We start from the raw sequence: 18,824 nt of genomic DNA, 5'->3' as shown, positions 1-18,824 counted from the left end.
GGATGCAGCGGGTAGAGATCCTGGGAACGCCAGTGGATCTGGTTGACCTCGAGCAGACCCTGGACTGGATCGAAAGCCGGATAGCCCAGCCGGGCCCCCATTGCGCCCAGATCATCACCACCAACCCGGAGGCGGTGGTGCGGGCCCAGGCCGAGCCAGCCCTCCGGCAAGCCCTGCGGGAGTGCGAGCTGATTACGGCGGATGGGGTCGGCATTGTCTGGGCTGTGCGGCTGCTTACTGGACACCGCCTGCGCGACCGGGTGCCTGGCTCAGAGATTCTGCCGGCGGCTTTTGAACGCTTTGGCTCGAGGCTGCGGGTCTACTTTCTGGGGGCCGCCCCTGGCGTGGCCTGGCGGGCTGCCCGGAACGCCCAGGCCCGCTGGGGTATCCAGGTGTGTGGGGTTCAGGACGGCTATTTTTCCGATGAGGGGGCGGTGCTGGAGGCCATCCAGCAGGCCCAGCCCGACCTCTTGGTGGTGGGGATGGGGGAGCGGCAGGACACCTTTATTCACCGCAACAAAGCCCGCCTGGCGGCCAAGGTTGCCATCGGCGTGGGGGGCATGATCGATGTGCTGGCCGGAGAGGTCAGGCGGGCGCCGGTCTGGGCTCAGCGGCTTAAAATCGAATGGCTGGTGCGAATTGCCCTGGATCGGCGGCGCTGGGGGCGCTTCCCAAGGCTGCTGCATTTTGTGCGCCTGGTGCTGCTGGAAAAGACTCTTAAAAACAGGGGAGGTGGTCAGAGGTAAAGGATTCAAGCCGGCCGAAGGGGGTAGAAAAGCAATTCGATAGTATCGTTTGGACTTGTCAAAGCGACCGATACTACCGAAATGCGTATAAGAGTCGTATTTAGCAGAGCAAGGCCCGAGCAGGCTACCCCCGGCTGTGGTTTGCTTACAGGTTTTCCGGAAAGAGCTGGATGGGGGTGCTTTTCTCTATCCACAGAAGCAGCCGGTATACGGCACTGTTTCGGATGGTTTGATCTAGCTCTGCCCGAACCTCCTCAAAACCCTGGAAGCCGGCGGCCTCGACCCGCTTGAGCAGGATGATGTGGTAGCCGAACTCGGTTTTGACCGGCACTTTGGAACTCTCGCCTGGCTGCAGTGCGACGAGGGCTAGCTCGAAAGGAGCTACAAAGGTGCCCCTGGGTTCGCAGCCGAGATCGCCGCCCTCCTCTTTGCTGCCGGGGTCTTTCGAAAGCGCCCTGGCTAGATCGGCAAACTTTTCACCCTTGCCCAGCCGGGCGATGACCTGATAGGCCTCCTGGGCGGTGTCGACCAGAATGTGTGCGGAGCAGTAGCGTTTGGGCAGAGCAAACTGCGATTTGGAGACGAGATAAAGCAGGCGCAGCGCTGGCTCACTGGTTTTTAGTTGTTTGAGGAGGTGCTCGAGGTAGGCGTTGTAGGTGAGCGCCTCGTACACCAAGGTGTGATAGACCTCGAGGCTCGGAATACCAGCTTCCTTCAAAGCCTGAGTAAACGCCTCTTCGCTATCAAAATCGGCCTTGACCTCTGCAACGGCCGCTTGCACATCGTCTTTGGAGGCGGCAAATCCCGCCGCTTCCGCTTTGAGAATAATGGCCCGTTCGCGGGCCACAAGCTCCAGAAAACGCTTTTTGAGTGCGGCCAGGGCTTCTTCGCTGTAGGACAGACCGTTCTGCCGTTCGGAATCGCGTATGTAGAGGCCAAAACGCAGCTCTAACTGGCTTTTGGTGATGGTGGTGTTGGCGACGGTGGCGACCACGGGGTCGGACTGGGCCACAGCCAGCGATCCTAGGGCTGTTATCAGGAATAGCAGGTGTTTTAGCTTCATGCAGGCTCCTCTGGGGCAGCTCACGTCCAACCGGTGGTCGCAAAACTGCTTGTGGGTTTATGCTAGCACGCCTTGCACCTGTTACGACGGTATGCCTCGGCGCGGATTCGAACGGGCCTGGTGGCGGTATAAAATCGGCGGGTGTGCAGGATGATAGCGGTGTGCGAAGGTTCGGAGGTTTTACCATGAAGCCAGGTTCGGGCTCTTTGTGGGGGGTGATGGGCGGCCTGTCCTCACCCGGTACCGGGGGCTGGCCCAGGTTGGGCTATGGATGCGAGGCCGCGAGATGAGCCGGGTGATCGTTATTGGTGGGGGGATGTCGGGGCTGGCCGCGGCCTACTGGGCGGCCGAGGCCGGGCTCGAGGTGAGCCTGCTCGAGGCCACCCAGCGCCTGGGGGGCTACAACCAAACGGTGCGGCTGGAGGGCCAGACCTTCGAGCTGGGGGATGAACACTTTGACGATGAGCCCGACACCCTGTTGGGGTTGTGCAGGCACCTGGGCCTCGAGCCCCAGCCCCAGCCCAACCGGCCGCAGGTGGTGCGCTGGCGGGGTCGGGACTGGGTGCTACCTCCGGGCCTCAACCCGGCCACGGGCCTGGGCCTGCACCGGCTTTCGACCCTACCTTTTAGCCGCAAAACCAGGTGGCGGCTGGCTACCGAGCGCTGGGTGGCCCCGGCTGCGCTCAGGGATGAGCCGGTGGACGCCTTTTTTTGTCGGAGGCTGGGCCCGGAAGTCTGGGAGGTGCTGGCCCCCTATATGGAAGCGATGCTGGGTGGGCCGGCTGGGGAGGCTTCGACCCCGGAGGCCTGCCCAGCCCTGCCCCAGCTCGAGCGTCGGGGTGGTCTGGTGGTCGGCAGCCGAAGGCTCCGGGCCCAGGGGCAGTGGCACCTGGCTGGTGGGATGGGTGGCCTGGTGCAGGCGCTGGCTACCCGCCTGCAACAAAAAGCCCGCCTACTCCCTGGGCAGGAGGCCCTGGCCATTACCCACCAGGCCGGCCGCTGGGCGGTGCACCTGCCGGGGGGGCGGCTCGAGGCCGAGGCGGTGGTGGTCGCGCTCCCGGCGCCCCGCGCAGCCCGGGTGTTCCGACCTTCATCCCCTCAGCTAACCACCTGGCTCAATCAGTTTCCCTATCAGCACAGCGCGAAGGTGTTTCTGCTTTACCGCCCCGCCCAGCCCATGGAAGGGCCGGTTGATTACTACTGGGCCAAAGCCGAAGGCTACGCCGGAACTGCCCTCCGACAAACCCCGCTCGATTCGGGGCTGGTGCTGGCCCGCGTACAGTTTGCTGGGGAGGTGGCCCGCTCCGCCGACGCCGAACTCTCGCGTTTAGCGCAGCAGGATTTGTGCAAGTTTTTACAGGCCCCAACCCACCCCCGGGCCGCCTGGGTGTTCCGTCAGCCTTTCGCTAGGCCGCAGTTTGCGCCGGGGCATACCCGCCGGGTTGCAGCCCTCGAGCAGGCCCTGGTACACGCCCCGGGCCTATTCCTCACGGGGGGTTATCTGGCCGGCCCCGGCCTGGCCCGTCAGATTGCACATAGCCACCAGGTGATTGCACATAGCCACCAGGTGACCCAGCGCCTGCTTAACTTTATGGCCCTTTCGGTGCCCCGGTCGGACTAATACCGTGCTTTGAGCGATCCCGCGTTCTCGCACCTTGGTTTGTAGGTTCAGGCCAGGCGTAGCTCGGGGAGCCCCTGCACCAGATGCTCGTCGTGCGTAGCGACGATCACCGCCGTGCCCAGATCCTGGGCCAGGCTTAGCATCAGCGCCCAGATTCGCTCGGCGTTGCGCCGATCCAGGCTGCCTGTGGGCTCGTCGGCCAGCAGCAGCTTGGGCCGGTTGTAGAGCGCTCGAGCCACCGCAATGCGTTGTCGCTCACCACCCGAGAGGGCGTTGGGGCGCAGGTGGGCCCGCTCGAGCAGCCCGATGCGGTGTAGCAACTCCCGGCCCCAGGCGACATCCACCGCACCGGCCAGGTATCCTGGAACCAGGATGTTCTCCAGCGCGGTGAGCTCGGCCTGCAGGTAGTGGTGCTGGAAAACCAGACCGGTGAAGCGTAGCCTGCGCTGGGCAAGGGTCTCCTCGTTCTGGCCGCGGATGCTCTGCCCGAGCCAGCGGATGTCGCCCTGCTGGATGTGCAACAGACCAGCCAGCAGGTGCAAAAGGGTGGTTTTGCCGCTGCCCGAGGGGCCGAGGATCACCCGAACCTGCCCTGAGTTGAGCGAGAAGCTGAGGTTTTGAAAAAGCCCAACCTCACCGTAGGAAAAGCTCAAATTGCAAACTTCCAGCACCGGTGTGTTATCTACTATTGGCAAAGCGTTACGCACCCTTGTAGAGTGTACCTGATGCTGGCAGACACACAGGTACTTGCCAAGACCCCGCTCTTCCAGGGGGTGCCTCCCCAGGCCATCGAGGTGGCCCGAGAGGCCTTTGTGACCCGCAACTACCCCGCGGGCAAGCTGATATTCGAAGCAGGGGATATGGGGGCCGCGCTCTATATTGTGCAAAGCGGACAGGTGCGGATTTATCGCACCTACCTGGATGGTCGGGAGCGGATGTTTGCTTACCTGGGCCCCGGGGAGGTCTTTGGTGAGATGAGCCTGCTGGACGATCAGCCCCGCAGCGCCTCGGCCGAGACCACTGTGGACTCAGTCCTGTTGGTGCTGTACCAGGATGCCTACTGGAGCCTGGTGCGCAAATGGCCGGAAATCCTGCACAACCTGGCCACCATTCTGGCCCGCCGCCTGCGTGAGGCCGACCTCGAGCTCGAGGTGCTCTCCTTTGAGGAGGCGCGGGGCCGGGTGGCCTACGCCCTGACCAAGCTCCGCAAGCAGCGCTACGGCGATGGGCTCAAGATGAAACTCACCCACCAGGAGCTGGCCCAGCTTTCCGGAACCAGCCGTGAGACGGTAACCCGGGTACTGCACGCCCTGCGCGAGGAAGAGCTGGTAAAAGTGGGCTCGGGTTACGTGGAGATTCTCGATCCAGCGGGGCTGGAAGAAGTCTTGTTTGGCCTGCGATAACGCTCATCGCGCACGACCAGGCCTGTATCGTTGTGCTGCTGCTGGGATCGGCCTTTTGCACTTCAATCCTCGAGGTCTCTTTCATAACCGCGGGGTTATCCTTTATGATGCCCCTCGTTCTCATGGATGCCTCAGCCAAGAACATCCCACTTCCGGAATGGGCTGCTCCTTCTCGTTGCAAAGCGGCATCACTTGATGAGGAAAAAATATGCGTCTGCGGGTTGATCTAGTTCCCCAGGAAAACCTGAGCTACACCGATGTGGTCTTGGTGGTGGACGTGATTCGGGCCACCACCACCGCTACGGCCTTCTTGGAGGCTGGGGCCGAGGCTCTGTACCTTACTTCCGATGTGGAGAGCGCCCGGGCTTTTCGCGATACCGATGTGGTGCTGGCCGGGGAGGAAGGGGGGCTAAAACCCGCGGGCTTCGATTATGGCAACTCGCCGCGGGAGGCCCTGGAAGCGCCGGTGGGCGGCAAAATTGTGGTGATGAGCACCACCAACGGCACCCGCACCGCGCACCTGGCGGCCCGCAGCGCCAAGCACGTGCTGCTGGCCTCGCTCTTCAACGCCCATGCCGCCGCCCGCCTGGCCCACCAACTGGCCACCGAGGAGGTGGCCATCCTGTGTGCTGGCAAAGAGGGCCGGATCGGCCTGGACGACGTCTACACGGCGGGGGTGCTGGCCGAGTTTTTGCAGATTATGGGCTCGTATGAGCTGGAAGACGGCGCCCTGACGGCCCTCACCACGCGCCGGGCCTACCCCGACCCGCTCGAGCCCCTCCACTTATCCGGCGCGGCCCAGGCCCTGCGCCAGGTGGGCCTCGAGGCCGATGTGCCTTTTTGTGCCCAGATTGCGGCCTCGCCGGCGGTGGGGATGCTCGAGGGCCGGGTGGGGGAGGCCCTCATTTTTAAGCGCGCCCAGCGGCCCAGCAACAGCGGCCAGGGCTAGGGCCGCATCCGGGTGTACATACGCGGGAAGGGGATGGCCTCGCGGATGTGCTCAATTCCACAGATCCAGCGCACGGTGCGCTCGAGGCCAATCCCAAACCCGGCGTGGGGCACCGTCCCAAACAGCCTTAAATCCATGTACCAGTCGAACACCTCTTCGGGTAGGTTGTGCTCCCGGATCTTCTGGCGCAGCAGTTCGGGGTCGTGGATGCGCTCCGAGCCGCCGATAATCTCGCCCACCCCTTCGGGGGCCAGCATATCGGCGTTTTTAACCAGGCGCGGGTCGTCGGGGTCGGGCTGCATGTAGAAGGCCTTGATGGCCGCCGGGTACTTCTCCACGAAAATGGGCCGGTCGAACTGCGCGGTGAGGGCGGCTTCGTGCGGGGCGCCGAAGTCGTCGCCCCATTGCAGGGGGGTGAGCCCCAGCTCGGGCTTACGCTGGGCGATCTGGTTGACCATCTCCACGGCCTGGGTGTAGGAGATGCGGGGGTAGCGGCCCTGGGCGGTGGTTTGCAGCACACGGGTGTCGCGCTCGAGCATCTCGAGCTCGAGCTTTCGGTTTTCCAGCACCCGCCCCACCAGGTAGACCACCAGCTCTTCCTGAAGCTGCATGTTTTCCTCGTGGGTCATGAAGGCCACCTCCGGCTCAATCATCCAGAACTCGAGCAGGTGGCGCCGGGTTTTGCTGCGCTCGGCCCGGAAGGTGGGGCCAAAGGTATACACCTTGCCAAAGGCCATGGCCCCGGCCTCGGCGTAGAGCTGGCCCGACTGTGAGAGGTAGGCCTTTTCGCCGTCGAACAGATCCACCTCGAACAGGTCGGTGGTGCCCTCCACGGCGTTGGGGGTCAGGATGGGGGCATCCAGCCGAACAAAGCCCCGCGCGTGGAAAAAGTCGTGGATGGCCCGCTCGAGCTCGTCGCGTACCCGCAGCACCGCCCAGGCCCGCCGGTGGCGCAGGTAGAGGTGGCGGTGGTCCATCAGGAAATCCACTCCGTGCTCTTTGGGGGTAATGGGATACTCCCGGCTGGGCCGGGAGATTACCCGTAGCCCCCGCACCGAAAGCTCGTAGCCGCCGGGGGCCCGGCTATCCGCTCGCACCAGCCCCCTCACCTCCAGGGCGCTTTCCTGGGGTAGGTGGTCGGCCTCCTCGAACTCGGCGTCGGGCAGCTCGCCCTTGAAGGCGGTAGCCTGCATGAAGCCGGTGCCGTCGCGCAGTTGTAAAAAGTGGATCTTGCCCTTGGAGCGGCGGCCGGTCAGCCAGCCCCGGATGATGACCTCTTGCCCGTCGTACTTTGCGATTTCCTCAATAAAAACCCTTTGCACCCGATGATTGTAACCATAAAAGCCCGCTCTGGTTAATCACGAGCGCCAGCAGCCCGTCGCCCCCTTCGCTTGGCCGCGCCCGACTTCACCATTGGGTTCTCGGTTTACGTTATGATGCCCGCATAATGGCGACCGAGCTTAATTCATCCGGGCAATCGCACGATCCCAACGCCTGTCCAACCTGTAAATTCGCCCACCTGCACCAGCACACCCAGTTCAGCCTGCTGGATGGGGCGGCCCGGCTCAAAGACCTACTGAAATGGGTCAAGCAGGTCTCGCCCGAGGAGCCCATGCTGGCCATGACCGACCACGGCAACATGTTTGGGGCGGTGCAGTTTTACAAATACGCCACCGAGCTGGGGGTCAAGCCGATCATCGGCTACGAGGCCTATGTGGCGGCGGAGTCGCGCTTCGACCGCAAGCAGGGCAAGGGGCTGGATGGGGGTTACTTTCACCTCACGCTGCTGGCGCAGAACATGGAGGGCTACCAGAACCTCTCCCGCCTGGCCAGCCGGGCCTACCTCGAGGGCTTCTACGGCAAACCCCGCATCGACCGCGAGATTCTGCGCGAACACAACGCCGGCATCATCGCGCTTTCGGGCTGCCTGGGGGCCGAGATTCCCCAGTTCATCCTGCAGGAGCGCTTCGAAGACGCCGAAAAACGCCTGCAGGAGTACCTCGCGATTTTCGGCCCGGAACGCTACTTTATCGAAATTCAGAACCACGGCCTGGCCGAGCAGCACAAGGTGAACAGGGTTCTGAAGGAGTTCGCCGATAAGTACGGCCTGGGCCTGGTGGCTACCAACGACGGACACTACGTCAAGAAAGACGACGCCGAGGCCCACGCGGTGTTGCTGGCGGTGCAGTCCAAGGCCACCTGGGACGACCCCAACCGCTGGAAGTTTCCCTGCGACGAGTTCTACGTCAAGAGCCCCCAGGAGATGCGCCAGACCTTCGAGGACGAAAGAAACCTCTGGGGCAGCCGCATGGATGAGCTGTTCGACAACTCGGTGAACATCGGGCGGATGTGCGAGGTGGAGCTGGTGCCCAAAAAGGTGCAGTACCGCATCCCCAAGTACCCTTTGCCCGAGGGTCGCACCGAGGTGGTCTACTTCCGCGAACTCACCTTTAATGGCTTGCTCAAGCGCTACCCCGACCGGGTGACCCCCGAGCTCTACCGGGAATTCCTGCGCAAGCTAGGCCGACCGGTTCCGCATGGGGATGGGGAGGTGCTGGCCCTCGAGCTGGCCCGCATCGAGGACCTCGAGGCCACCCGGGCCCACCTGCCCGAGCTCAGGGAAGGCATCCAGTGGGATGGCTGGGCCATTCTCTCGCGCGCCATCTACGAACTGACCGTGGTGGAGCGCATGGGCTTTCCGGGCTACCTGCTCATCGTGAGCGATTTCATCAACTGGGCCAAGAACAACGGCATCTCGGTGGGGCCGGGCCGCGGCTCGGCGGCGGGCTCGCTGGTGACCTATGCCACCCGCATTACCAACATCGACCCCCTGGAGTACAACCTGCTGTTCGAGCGCTTCCTCAACCCGGCCCGGGTCTCCATGCCCGACATCGACACCGACTTCTCGGACGTGCGCCGGGGCGAGGTGATCGAGTATGTGCGCCAGCGCTACGGCGACGAGATGGTAGCCCAGATCGGCACCTTCGGCACGCTGGCCTCCAAGGCGGCCATCAAGGATGCGGCGCGGGTGTTTGGCCTGCCGGTCAAAAAAGCCGACGAGCTGGCCAAGCTCATCCCGGTGACCTTCGGCAAGCCGATGCCGCTGGACAAGGCAATTGAAACCATTCCCGACCTGCGGGCCGAGATGGAAAAAGACCCCCTGGTGAAGCGGGTGCTCGAGGTGGCCCAGAAGCTCGAGGGCCTCTCGCGCCAGAGCAGCGTACACGCCGCCGGGGTGGTCATCTCGGACGTGCCTTTGCGCGACTACATCCCCCTGATGCGGGCCGGGGATACCGGGGCCAAGGTCACCCAGTACGACATGGGCTCGGTGGAGGCCCTGGGCTTCCTCAAGATGGACTTTCTGGGTCTGCGCACGCTCTCGTTTTTGGACGAGTGCAAGCGCATCATCAAGGAGTCCAAGGGGGTCGAGCTCGACTACGACAACCTGCCCATCGACGACGCCAAAACCTTCGAGCTGCTGGGCCGGGGGGAGACCAAGGGGGTCTTCCAGCTCGACTCGGCCGGCATGACCAGCGCGGTGCGGGGGCTCAAGCCGCGCCGCATCCAGGACATCATCGCCCTGGGGGCGCTGTACCGGCCCGGCCCCATGGAGAACATCCCCACCTACATCCGCCGCCACCACGGGCGGGAGGAGGTGAGCTACCCGCAGTTCCCCAACGCCGAGAAGTTCATTCGGCCCATCCTGGAGGAGACCTACGGGATTCCGGTTTACCAGGAGCAGATCATGCAGATTGCCACCGCGGTGGCCGGCTACAGCCTGGGGGAGGCCGACCTGCTGCGCAGGGCCATGGGCAAAAAGAAGATGGAGGAGATGGTCAAGCAGCGGGCGCAGTTTAAGGAAGGGGCCGCCAAAAACGGCATCCCCGCCGAGGAAGCCGACCGGTTGTTTGATTTGCTCGAGGCCTTCGCCAACTACGGCTTCAACAAGAGCCACGCCGCGGCCTACGCCATCCTGACCTACCAGACCGCCTATGTAAAAGCCCACTTCCCGGTGGAGTTCTTCGCTGCGGTGCTCACGGTGGAACGCCACGACTCCGACAAGGTGGCGGAGTACATCCGGGCAGCCCGCACGGCTGGGGTGGAGGTGCTGCCCCCCGATATCAACCAGTCGGGTTTTAGCTTCCGGGCCCTGGAAAAGAGCGTGCTGTTTGGGCTTTCGGCGGTTAAGAACGTGGGCGAGACCCCCACCGAGCTCATTTTGCGGGAACGCGAGCGGGGCGGGCCCTACAAATCGCTGCCGGACTTCCTGCGGCGGCTCGATGGCACCGTGGCCAACAAGCGGGTGGTGGAGTCCTTGATCAAGGCCGGGGCCTTCGATGCTTTTGGGCCTCGAGGCCCCATGCTGGCCGCCCTCGACGACCTGCTCAAGTGGGCCCAGGCCGAGCGCGAACAGGCCCAGTCGGGGATGATGGGGCTGTTTGGCGAGTCGCTCGAGCCGGTGATCCCGGCCGTGCCCCAGTTGGACGCCATCACCCAGCTTCGCATGGAGAAAGAGGCCCTGGGTATTTACGTGACCGGGCACCCCCTCTCGCGCTACCAGGGCCTGCGCGAGGCCGCGAGCTGCACGATAGAGGAGCTGCCCCAGGCCTTTGCCGAACTCAAGGGAAACCGCAACCGTGCGCGGCTGCTGCTGGCCGGTATGGTGGAGGGCATTGTGCGCAAGCCGACCAAGTCGGGGGGGATGCTGGTGCGCTTTACCCTGGCCGACGAGACCGGCGCGGTGGAGGTGGTGGCCTTTGGCCGGGCCTACGACAAAATATCCCCGCGCATCGCCGAGGATGCCGCGGTGCTGGTGGCGGTGGAGGTGGAGCCCGATGGCGAGGGTGAGACCCTGCGGGTGGTGGCCCAGGAGGTGTTTCCCTACCACGAGCTCGAGGGCCTGCCCAAGGTGCTGGAGCTCGAGCTGGACATGGCCCTGCTCGACGAGGAAAAACTCCTGGACTTGCGCAGCCGGCTCGACGAGGTGGCCGGGCCGTTGCCGGTGCAGCTCAAGGTGCGGGGGCCGGGCGGCTGGGCGCTGGTGGAGGCCCGGGAGGTGCGGGCCGCCGAGGAGGCCCTGCCGGTTCTGAAGGATCTGGACTGGCTCGAGGCCCGCCTGATCCCCGACCGCGAGATGCTGCTGGGCTATGGCAAACCGACCGAGGGCAACGGCTTTAGAAACCAGAAGGGGCCCGACCAGGGGCCGGTGGTGCCGTTCTGAGTTGCGGCTGGGCTCAAAGCCTTAGGAAGGGCTCCCACAGCGGGCTATTGGTGTCGGTGAGCGCGTCCAGCACGTTGAAGTGATGGCAGTTGGGCAGGGCGATAACCTCTGTGCAGATCGCCGGCCAGGCCTCCTTGAGCAGGCGGCTCTGGCGGTGGAACTCATCCGACTCGAGCGCCCCCACCGCCAGCACCAGGGGTGCCTGGACGGTTGGTTGCTTGTAGGCGGGGCTGCAGGCCCTGGCGCTGGCGGCATCGAGCTGCAGGTCGCTGTTGAACGATACCTGAATCAGAGGTTCCAGATCGAAGAGGCCGCTGATGGAAATTCCGCCCACGATGGCCCTGGAGGGCAGGCCGTAGTCGGCCCAGGGGGTGGCGAACATCTCGCCCGTCAGGTGCCCCCCCGCCGAGTGGCCGCTGATGATCAGCGGCTGGGGGTGCGCCCGGTAGAGCCAGGCCACGGCCCGGCGGCACTGCTCGGTAATTTCGGCGATGCTCACACTGGGGCAGAGCGCATAGTTGATAACCGCCACGCTGAAGCCGGCCCGTACCAGCGGGGGTGCGATCCAGGAGAAGTCGTCCTTGTCGAAGGCCCGCCAGTATCCGCCGTGGATGAAGACCAGCAGCGCTCGGCTGTGGGGGGCGGGAAATAAATCGAGGGTTTCCTTGGGGCCGGGGCCGTAGGGCAGGGTTTGGTATTCCAGGTGCTGGCGGGCCTGCTGGGCCTCCTGGGCCCAGCGCTGGAAGAAATCGGCGAAGTTGGGGACGGAGAGCCGGGGGTTGTACTGCTGCTCATACCAGGCGGGTTCGGGCATAGCCAAGGCGCCTCCTTAGACGCTAAGGTACTGCTTCCATACCTCAGGCCGCTGGGCCAGGGCGCGGGAGTCGCCCTGCCAGACCACCCGCCCCCGCTCCAGGATGGTGTGCTGGTCGGCCAGGGGCAAGAGGCGCTCGAGGTACTTGTCAATCACCAGGATGGTCTGGCCGTTTTCCTTTAGCAGTCGCAAAACCCGCCAGATCTCCTCCCGCAAAAGGGGGGCCAGCCCCTCGGTGGCCTCGTCCAGAATCAGGAGCCGGGGGTTGGTCATCAGGGCCCGGCCAATGGCCAGCATCTGCTGCTCGCCGCCGGAAAGCTGGTATCCCAGGTTGTTGCGGCGCTCTTTCAGGCGTGGGAAAAGCGTCCAGATGCGCGCCAGTGTCCAGGGTTCGGGGCTTTGGTTGCGGTTGGCGGCAAAGGCGATCAGGTTCTCCTCCACCGTGAGGTTGGGGAAGATCTGCCGCCCCTCGGGGACAAGGGCCACGCCCAAAGCCGCGATCTGCTCGGGGGCCAGGGCCTCGATGGGCCGCCCGGCCAGGCGAATCCGACCCCTGCGGGCCGGGGTCAGGCCCATAATCGAACGCACCGTGGTGGTTTTGCCCATGCCGTTGCGGCCCAGCAGCGTGGCGACCTGGCCCTCTTCCACCTGCAGGCTTATGCCAAACAGCACCTGGCTGGGGCCGTAGAAGGTCTCGAGCTGCTCAATTTCCAGCAAGGCGCTCACTTTGCACCCCCTTCGTCGCCCAGGTAGGCCTTGTGCACCTCGGGGTTGGCCCTTATCTCCGCGGGGCTGCCCGAGGCGATGACCTGCCCGTAGACCAGCACCGAGATGCGCCGGGCCAGCCGGAAAACCGCCCCCATGTCGTGCTCGACCAGCAGGATGGTGTGGTGCTGTGCGAGCTGGGCGATGAGCGCCACCATGCGCTCCGACTCCTCGGCCCCCAGGCCGGCCATGGGCTCGTCTAAGAGCAGCAGCCTGGGCCGGGAGGCCAGGGCCAGGCCCACCTCGAGCTGGCGCTGTTCGCCGTGGGAGAGCTGGCCCACCACCCGCTCGAAGCGCCCGGCCAGCCCCACCTGCTCGGCCACGGCCAGGGCGGCTTCGGTCAGGTGCTTTTCCCGTGCGACCGGCTGCCAGAAGCGGAAGCTGCTGCCCGCGCGGGCCTGCACGGCCAGCTCGAGGTTGGTGCGCACGGTGTAGTTTTTGAACAGGTTGGTGATCTGGAAGGTGCGGGCCAGGCCCCGGTGCACCCGCTGATGGGCCGGCAGGTGGGTGATGTTTTCCCCCTGGAAGCGAAGCTGCCCCCGGCTGGGTGGGAGCATCCCTGCAATCAGGTTGATCAGGGTGGTCTTGCCGGCCCCGTTGGGGCCGATGAGGGCATGGATTTCACCCGCTTCGATGCACAGGTTGCAGTTGTTCACCGCGGCCAGGCCGCCGAACTGCTTGCTGAGGCCCTCGAGCACCAGCAGACTCACGATCCCCTCCGCATCAGCCCGGCCAGGCCCTTGGGGGCAAAAAGCACGATGAAGAGCAGAATCAGGCCCACCCCAAGCTGCCAGTGGATGGTCAGGTCTTGCAGAATCTCCTCCACCAGAGAAAGCACCAGCGCCCCCAGCACCCCGCCCCAGAACTGGCCCACCCCGCCCAGAATCACCATCATCATCAGGTGGCCCGACTGCTGCCAGGCCAGCAGGTTGGGCGAGGCGTACTGGGTGTAGTGGGCCATCAGCACCCCGGCCAGCCCGGCCAGGGCCCCGGCCAGCACAAAGGCCACCAGTTGAAAGTGGAAGACCGGGTAGCCCAGGGCCAGCGCGCGGGCCTCGTTCTCCCGGATGGCCTGCAAGACCCGCCCGAACCTCGAGTGCACCAGCCGGTAGAGCAGGTACAGCGCGGCCAGCAGCACCCCCAGGGTCAGGTAGTACAGGGTGGTGTCGTTCAGCTCGAACAGGCCAAACTCGGGCCGCCGGGCCCGGAGGCCGTCCTCGCCGCCGTACTGCTTGAAGGAGACCACCAGGTAGTAGATCATCTGGGCGAAGGCCAGGGTAATCATGATGAAGTAGATGCCCCGCGTCCGGAGGCTGATGGCCCCAATCAGCAGGGCCAGGAGCGCGCTGAGCCCCACCGCCACCGCCCAGATGACCCAGCCCGAGGTTACCCCTTCGCGCATCAGGATAGCCACCGTGTAGGCCCCCAGCCCAAAGTAGGCGGCATGCCCGAAGCTCACCATGCCGCCGTAGCCCAGAATCAGGTTGAGGCTGCTGGCGGCCAGGGCGAAAATCATAATTTTGGTCAGGAGGCCCTGGTAGAACTCGAGGCCCATCGCCGCCGCAATGGGGGGGAAGGCCAGCAGCAGGCCCAGCAGGACAGTCGGGAAAATCCAGCGCATCACCACTACCCCTAGGTGCGGGCCGGGAAGAGCCCCTGCGGCCTGAAGAACAGAACCACCGCCATCAGCAGATAAATCAGAATTGAGGCCAGGGCCGGCCCCAGGTTGGAAGCCACCTCCGGCGGGGCCACCCGCGAGAGCAAAAGCGGCAGGAAGGCCCGGCCAGCGGTGTCCACCAGGCCCACCAGCAACGCCCCCACCAGGGCCCCCTTAATAGAGCCGATGCCGCCAATCACAATCACCACAAAGGCCAGAATCAGGATGCTCTCGCCCATCCCGATCTGCACCGCCAGAATGGGCCCTAAAAAGGCCCCCGCAATGGCACAGAGCCCGGCCCCCACCCCAAACAGCAGGGTAAAGAGGGGCTTGATGGGGACGCCCATGGCCTGGGCCATCTCGCGGTTGGAGGCCCCGGCCCGCAGCCACATACCCACCCGGGTGCGGTTTACCAGCCAGAACAAAAGCAGCGCCACCAGCAGCCCCACCCCGATAATTACCAGCCGGAAGGCCGGGTAGTACAGGCCGGGAAGAATCTCCACCGGCCCCGAAAGCGCCTCCGGGGCCGAGAGCAGCAGGGGCTGGGAGCCCCAGATCATCCGCACCACCTCGTTGATGATCAGAATCAGCGCGAAGGTGGCCAGCACCTGGGAAAGGTGGTCGCGCCGGTAGAGCTGGCGCAGCACGCTAAGCTCGAGCAGCATCCCGATCAGGGCCGTGCCTAGCACAGCGCCCAGCACGGCCAGCCAGAAGCTGCCGGTGACCCCCACCAGGGTGGCGGTCAGGTAGGCCCCGATCATGTACAGCGAGCCGTGGGCCAGGTTGATGGTGTCCATGATGCCCAGAACCAGGGTCAGGCCAGCGGCCAGCAAAAAGAGCATCAGGCCGAACTGGAAGCCGTTGAGCACTTGCTCGATGAACAGCGAGGGCGGCATAGGTCGGGCCTTTGATCTACCTTAGCTTGCACCTGTCCACGTAGGCATCGCGGTGGTTGGTGAAGATGGTGCCCACCTGACGGTTCACGATCTCCCCGCCCGGCTGCTGGATTACCTGGCGCAGGTAGTAGTTCTGGATGGGGTAGCCGTTGGGGCTGAAACGCAGCGGGCCGCGGGTGCTGTTGAAGCCGGCCAGCATGGCCTTGCGCAGCTCGTCTTTCTTGCTCAGGTCGCCCCCCACAGCCTTGATGGCGGCATCCAGCAGGAGGGCCGCGTCGTAGCCCTGCGAGGCGTAGAGGGTGGGGGTGCGGTTATAGGTTTTGCGGAAGTCCTCCACGAACCGCTGGTTGATGGGGTTGTTGAGTTCCAGGGTCCACTGCGAGCTGTTGTAGATGCCCACCATGCCCCGGCCCACCGCCCGGATGACATCGGCATCGGCCGAGAAGCCCGGCAGGAAGAGGGGAATTTCCCGCAGCAGTCCGGCCTCGGCGTACTGCTTGATGAAGTTGACGCCCATGGCCCCCGGCTCGAAAGCATACACGGCTTTGGGGCGTGCAGCGCGAATCTGCGCGATCTCCGCCGAGAAGTCGAGCTGGTTGAGCCGGTGGTAAACCTCGGCCACCACCCGGCCCTTGAAGTAGCGCTTGAAGCCGGTCAGGGCGTCGCGCCCGGCGGGGTAGTTGGGGGCCAGCAGGAAGACGTTCTCGAAGCGGCGGGTCTGCACGTACTGGCCCATGGCCTCGTGCAGGTTGTCGTTTTGCCAGGCCACGTTCACAAAGTAGGGGTTGCACTGCTCCCCGGCGTACTCCGAGGGGCCGGCGTTGGGGCTTATGTAGAAGACCTTTTCCTCGAAGATGGCGTCGCCTACTGCGAGCAGGATGTTGGAAAAGATGATGCCGGTGAGGAAGTCGACCCGGTCGCGCTTGAGCATGCGATCCACGGCCTGGCGGGCCACGTCGGGGTTCTGCTGGTCGTCGGCCACGATAACCTCGACCGGCAGGCCCCCGAGCTGGTTGTTGAGGTGGCGCAGGGCCAGGTTGAAGCCGTCGCGAACGTCAATCCCCAGGGCCGCCCCACCGCCCGAGAGGGTGCTCACGAAGCCGACCTTGACCGTGCGCGGCTGGGCCAGCGCGAGAGAAAAACCTATCAACCCCAGGAAAACCATCAGCCAAACTGCTTTTTTCATCCTTCCTCCTTTCCTGCGCTCGAGCTAGAGCGCGGTGCGCACCTGCCATAGCTCAGGGAAGAGTACGATTTCCAGTGCCCGCTTGAGGTAGGGCACGCCCGCTGTGCCCCCCGTGCCCTGTTTGTAACCAATCACCCGCTCGACGGTGGTCAGGTGATTAAAGCGCCAGCGGCGGAAGTTGTCCTCCACATCCAGCAGTTTTTCGGCCAGGTAGTACAAGTCCCAGTAGAGGGCGGTCTGGCGGTAGATTTGCAGCCAGGCATCGCGGACGGCCTCGCTGGGCTGGTAAGGCTGGCTGTAGTCGCGTTCCAGCACCTCGGCGGGAATTGCCAGGCCTCGAGCCGCCACCAGGCGCAAGGCCAGGTCGTAGAGGCTGGGGGCCCTCAGGGCCTCTTCCAGTTGCCGGTACTGCGCAGGTTTGTGCTGGTGGGGCTTCATCATGAAGGGTTCTTTGTTGCCCAGCAGGAACTCGATCAGGCGGTACTGGTACGACTGAAACCCCGAGGCCCGGCCAAAGGCCGAGCGGAACTCGAGGTAGTCGGCGGGGGTCATGGTCTTGAGCACCTCCCAGCTCGAGCTCATCTGCTCCTGGGCGCGGCAGACCCGGGTCAGCATCTTGAGGGCGGGGTCAATAATTCCCTGTGCCAAGAGGCCCATGGCGCTTTGCAGCTCGTGGATGATCAGCTTCATCCACAGTTCCTGTACCTGGTGGATCACGATGAAGAGCATCTCGTCGTGGGCCTCGGTAAGGGGCTGCTGCGCCGCCAGAATTTCATCCAGGCGCAGGTAGTCGCCATAGGAGAGGTCGTGGCGGAAGTCGGTGTGGGCGGTTTGATAGGTGGGGTCTTTCATCAGGTCACCTTGGCCCTTTCCTGGAAGCGCGCTTCTTGCCAGAGCCCGCTTTGCATAACCTGTTCCAGCCGCTGTACTGCGTGGTAGACGTCCTCATAGCGCAGGTACAGCGGGGTGAAGCCAAAGCGTAGGATGTCGGGGGCGCGGAAGTCGCCGACCACCCCCTGGCTGATCAGGGCCTGCATAATCGCGTAGCCCTCGGGGTGCCGGTAGGCCACCTGGCTGCCCCGGCGGTGGTGTTCACGCGGTGTGGCGAGCTGGAAGCCATAACGGGCGGCCAGCGGCTCCATCAGCTCGATGAAGAGGTCGGTGAGCTGTAGCGACTTTTGCCGCACCTGCTCCATCTCCACGCCCTCGAAGACCTCGAGCGCCGCTTCCAACGCGCTCATCGAGAGCACGCCGGGCGTCCCCACCGTCAGGCGCCGGATATCCAGGGCGGGCAGGTACTCGGGTACAAAAGCGAAGGGAGCCTGGTGCCCCATCCAGCCGGTCAGGAAAGGCCGGGTGGCCTCCTGGTGTCGCCGGGCCACGAACAGAAAAGCCGGCGCGCCCGGGCCGCCGTTGAGGTACTTGTAGCCGCAACCCACGGCAAAATCCACCCCGTGCCGGTTGAGCTGCACCGGAAGGGCCCCCGCGCTATGGGCCAGATCCCAGATGGTCAGGGCCCCTTTCTGCTGGGCCAGCCGGGTGAGCCGGGCCATGTCGTAGAGGTAGCCGGTGCGGTAGTCCACCTCGGTCAGCATCAGCACCGCGGTCTGCTCGTCGAGGGCCTCCTCGAGCTGGTCTTTTTTTACGAAGCGCAGCTCGTACCCGCCCCGAAGCTCGGCGATGCCCTGGGCGATGTAGAGGTCGGTGGGGAAGTTGTCGATGTCCGAAACGATAACCCTGCGCCCCGGGCGCAGCTCGAGGGCGGCCAGCAGCACCTTGAACAGGTTGACCGAGGTCGAGTCGGCGGCGATGACCTCGTCGGGCTCGGCCCCAATCAGCCGGGCGATCCTGGCCCCCACCCGCTGGGGCAGGTCAATCCAGCCGTGCAGGTTCCAGCTCTTGATCAGGCTCTGGCCCCACTCGGCCTGTACCACCTGTTCCATGCGGGCCACCACCCGCTTGGGCAGGGCCCCCAGCGAGTTGCCGTCGAGGTAGATGACCCCTTCGGGCAGCAGGAACTCAGCCCGCTTGGGGGCCAGGGGGTCGGTGCGGTCGAGGGCTTGCAGCTCGGCTAAGGTCATGGCTCTCCTTACTCGGGGATCACGGCAGTGGCCTCGATCTCCACCTTGGCCTGGTCTTCGATCAGCGCCCTCACCTCCACCACCGACATGGCGGGGTAGTGGCGGCCCATTACCTCGCGGTAGGCCAGGCCCAGGGCGTCGAGCTGGGCCAGGTACTCCTGTTTGCTGAGGATAAACCAGGTGAGCCGCACCACGTGTTCGGGCCGGCCGCCTGCCTGGGCCAGGGTTTCTACAATGTTTTGCAGGGCCTGGCGGGCCTGTTCGACAAAGTTGTCAGACTCAAAGACACCCTGATGGTTCCAGCCTACCATTCCAGCCAAAAACACCATGCGCCCTCTGGCCGCGATGCCGTTTACGTATCCCCGGGGCGGCTTCCAACCGGGGGGTTGCAGGATTTGCCAGCTATCCTCGAGCTTCTCCAT

17 protein-coding genes are annotated in these 18,824 nt (G+C 64.6%); 5 read left to right on the top strand and 12 right to left on the bottom strand.

Annotation, left to right across the window (positions count from 1 at the left end; all coding sequences use genetic code 11):
- Window positions 1-2 precede the first annotated feature (2 nt).
- Window positions 3-746: a WecB/TagA/CpsF family glycosyltransferase gene (locus MRUB_RS10765; RefSeq protein WP_013014385.1), complete on the top strand. Its 744-nt coding sequence runs from the start codon at window positions 3-5 to the stop codon at window positions 744-746.
- A 145-nt stretch (window positions 747-891) separates the two neighbouring features.
- Here MRUB_RS10765 and MRUB_RS10760 read toward each other — a convergent pair whose 3' ends face one another.
- Window positions 892-1,809, bottom strand: coding sequence for a peptidylprolyl isomerase (locus tag MRUB_RS10760; RefSeq protein ID WP_013014384.1), 918 nt, complete (start codon window positions 1,807-1,809; stop codon window positions 892-894).
- A gap of 208 nt (window positions 1,810-2,017) precedes the next feature.
- On the opposite strand from MRUB_RS10760, the gene MRUB_RS10755 reads away from it, so the two are divergent.
- The gene (locus MRUB_RS10755) at window positions 2,018-3,430 is read left to right on the top strand and encodes a protoporphyrinogen/coproporphyrinogen oxidase (RefSeq protein ID WP_015586800.1); all 1,413 of its coding nucleotides are present in this window, start codon (window positions 2,018-2,020) and stop codon (window positions 3,428-3,430) included.
- Window positions 3,431-3,477: 47 nt separating this feature from the next.
- Here the strand turns inward: MRUB_RS10755 and MRUB_RS10750 are convergent, their stop codons facing one another.
- Window positions 3,478-4,137 (bottom strand): ABC transporter ATP-binding protein, encoded by a 660-nt coding sequence (locus tag MRUB_RS10750; RefSeq protein ID WP_235438214.1) that lies wholly within the window; start codon window positions 4,135-4,137, stop codon window positions 3,478-3,480.
- 18 nt (window positions 4,138-4,155) lie between these two features.
- On the opposite strand from MRUB_RS10750, the gene MRUB_RS10745 reads away from it, so the two are divergent.
- Together MRUB_RS10745 and MRUB_RS10740 are read left to right on the top strand one after the other, a co-directional pair.
- The gene (locus MRUB_RS10745) at window positions 4,156-4,833 is read left to right on the top strand and encodes a Crp/Fnr family transcriptional regulator (protein ID WP_013014381.1); all 678 of its coding nucleotides are present in this window, start codon (window positions 4,156-4,158) and stop codon (window positions 4,831-4,833) included.
- 208 nt (window positions 4,834-5,041) lie between these two features.
- A complete protein-coding gene (locus tag MRUB_RS10740) occupies window positions 5,042-5,782 on the top strand; it encodes a 2-phosphosulfolactate phosphatase (protein ID WP_013014380.1) in 741 nt (246 codons plus the stop codon).
- On the opposite strand, the gene asnS is transcribed toward MRUB_RS10740, so the two are convergent.
- Window positions 5,779-7,104 (bottom strand): asparagine--tRNA ligase, encoded by a 1,326-nt coding sequence (asnS, locus tag MRUB_RS10735; RefSeq protein ID WP_013014379.1) that lies wholly within the window; start codon window positions 7,102-7,104, stop codon window positions 5,779-5,781. The genes MRUB_RS10740 and asnS overlap by 4 nt on opposite strands.
- Before the next feature lie 125 nt (window positions 7,105-7,229).
- On the opposite strand from asnS, the gene dnaE reads away from it, so the two are divergent.
- On the top strand, window positions 7,230-11,003 hold the full coding sequence (gene dnaE, locus MRUB_RS10730) for a DNA polymerase III subunit alpha (protein ID WP_013014378.1): 3,774 nt from the start codon (window positions 7,230-7,232) through the stop codon (window positions 11,001-11,003).
- A gap of 13 nt (window positions 11,004-11,016) precedes the next feature.
- On the opposite strand, the gene MRUB_RS10725 is transcribed toward dnaE, so the two are convergent.
- The 9 genes from MRUB_RS10725 to MRUB_RS10685 are packed head-to-tail and all read right to left on the bottom strand — an operon-like array spanning window position 11,017 to window position 18,824.
- Window positions 11,017-11,817 carry an alpha/beta hydrolase gene (locus tag MRUB_RS10725; RefSeq protein WP_013014377.1) on the bottom strand — a complete coding sequence of 267 codons (801 nt, stop codon included), beginning with the start codon at window positions 11,815-11,817 and terminating at the stop codon, window positions 11,017-11,019.
- 15 nt (window positions 11,818-11,832) lie between these two features.
- On the bottom strand, window positions 11,833-12,543 hold the full coding sequence (locus MRUB_RS10720) for an ABC transporter ATP-binding protein (RefSeq protein ID WP_013014376.1): 711 nt from the start codon (window positions 12,541-12,543) through the stop codon (window positions 11,833-11,835).
- Entirely contained in the window at window positions 12,540-13,292 is a 753-nt protein-coding gene (locus MRUB_RS10715) for an ABC transporter ATP-binding protein (RefSeq protein ID WP_013014375.1), read from the bottom strand. The genes MRUB_RS10720 and MRUB_RS10715 overlap by 4 nt, the downstream gene beginning before the upstream one ends.
- Window positions 13,289-14,203 (bottom strand): branched-chain amino acid ABC transporter permease, encoded by a 915-nt coding sequence (locus MRUB_RS10710; protein ID WP_013014374.1) that lies wholly within the window; start codon window positions 14,201-14,203, stop codon window positions 13,289-13,291. The genes MRUB_RS10715 and MRUB_RS10710 overlap by 4 nt, the downstream gene beginning before the upstream one ends.
- Before the next feature lie 11 nt (window positions 14,204-14,214).
- Window positions 14,215-15,135 carry a branched-chain amino acid ABC transporter permease gene (locus tag MRUB_RS10705; protein ID WP_013014373.1) on the bottom strand — a complete coding sequence of 307 codons (921 nt, stop codon included), beginning with the start codon at window positions 15,133-15,135 and terminating at the stop codon, window positions 14,215-14,217.
- A gap of 16 nt (window positions 15,136-15,151) precedes the next feature.
- Window positions 15,152-16,321: an ABC transporter substrate-binding protein gene (locus MRUB_RS10700; RefSeq protein ID WP_013014372.1), complete on the bottom strand. Its 1,170-nt coding sequence runs from the start codon at window positions 16,319-16,321 to the stop codon at window positions 15,152-15,154.
- A gap of 24 nt (window positions 16,322-16,345) precedes the next feature.
- Window positions 16,346-17,173, bottom strand: a complete 828-nt coding sequence (gene kynA, locus MRUB_RS10695; protein ID WP_013014371.1) for a tryptophan 2,3-dioxygenase — start codon at window positions 17,171-17,173, stop codon at window positions 16,346-16,348.
- On the bottom strand, window positions 17,173-18,402 hold the full coding sequence (gene kynU, locus MRUB_RS10690) for a kynureninase (RefSeq protein ID WP_013014370.1): 1,230 nt from the start codon (window positions 18,400-18,402) through the stop codon (window positions 17,173-17,175). The genes kynA and kynU overlap by 1 nt, the downstream gene beginning before the upstream one ends.
- Before the next feature lie 8 nt (window positions 18,403-18,410).
- A complete protein-coding gene (locus MRUB_RS10685; protein WP_013014369.1) occupies window positions 18,411-18,824 on the bottom strand; it encodes a RidA family protein in 414 nt (137 codons plus the stop codon).

The organism is Meiothermus ruber DSM 1279 (assembly GCF_000024425.1).
GTDB lineage: Bacteria > Deinococcota > Deinococci > Deinococcales > Thermaceae > Meiothermus > Meiothermus ruber.
This window is presented reverse-complemented; position numbering and strand designations above follow the sequence as displayed.

Coding starts and splice junctions, on each gene's coding strand:
- MRUB_RS10710 (WP_013014374.1), bottom strand. CDS start 14,203: ATGCGCTGGATTTTCCCGACTGTCCTGCTGGGCCTGCTGCTGGCCTTC.
- MRUB_RS10745 (WP_013014381.1), top strand. CDS start 4,156: ATGCTGGCAGACACACAGGTACTTGCCAAGACCCCGCTCTTCCAGGGG.
- MRUB_RS10760 (WP_013014384.1), bottom strand. CDS start 1,809: ATGAAGCTAAAACACCTGCTATTCCTGATAACAGCCCTAGGATCGCTG.
- kynA (WP_013014371.1), bottom strand. CDS start 17,173: ATGAAAGACCCCACCTATCAAACCGCCCACACCGACTTCCGCCACGAC.
- MRUB_RS10740 (WP_013014380.1), top strand. CDS start 5,042: ATGCGTCTGCGGGTTGATCTAGTTCCCCAGGAAAACCTGAGCTACACC.
- MRUB_RS10685 (WP_013014369.1), bottom strand. CDS start 18,824: ATGGAGAAGCTCGAGGATAGCTGGCAAATCCTGCAACCCCCCGGTTGG.
- dnaE (WP_013014378.1), top strand. CDS start 7,230: ATGGCGACCGAGCTTAATTCATCCGGGCAATCGCACGATCCCAACGCC.
- MRUB_RS10705 (WP_013014373.1), bottom strand. CDS start 15,135: ATGCCGCCCTCGCTGTTCATCGAGCAAGTGCTCAACGGCTTCCAGTTC.
- MRUB_RS10700 (WP_013014372.1), bottom strand. CDS start 16,321: ATGAAAAAAGCAGTTTGGCTGATGGTTTTCCTGGGGTTGATAGGTTTT.
- MRUB_RS10725 (WP_013014377.1), bottom strand. CDS start 11,817: ATGCCCGAACCCGCCTGGTATGAGCAGCAGTACAACCCCCGGCTCTCC.
- MRUB_RS10765 (WP_013014385.1), top strand. CDS start 3: ATGCAGCGGGTAGAGATCCTGGGAACGCCAGTGGATCTGGTTGACCTC.
- kynU (WP_013014370.1), bottom strand. CDS start 18,402: ATGACCTTAGCCGAGCTGCAAGCCCTCGACCGCACCGACCCCCTGGCC.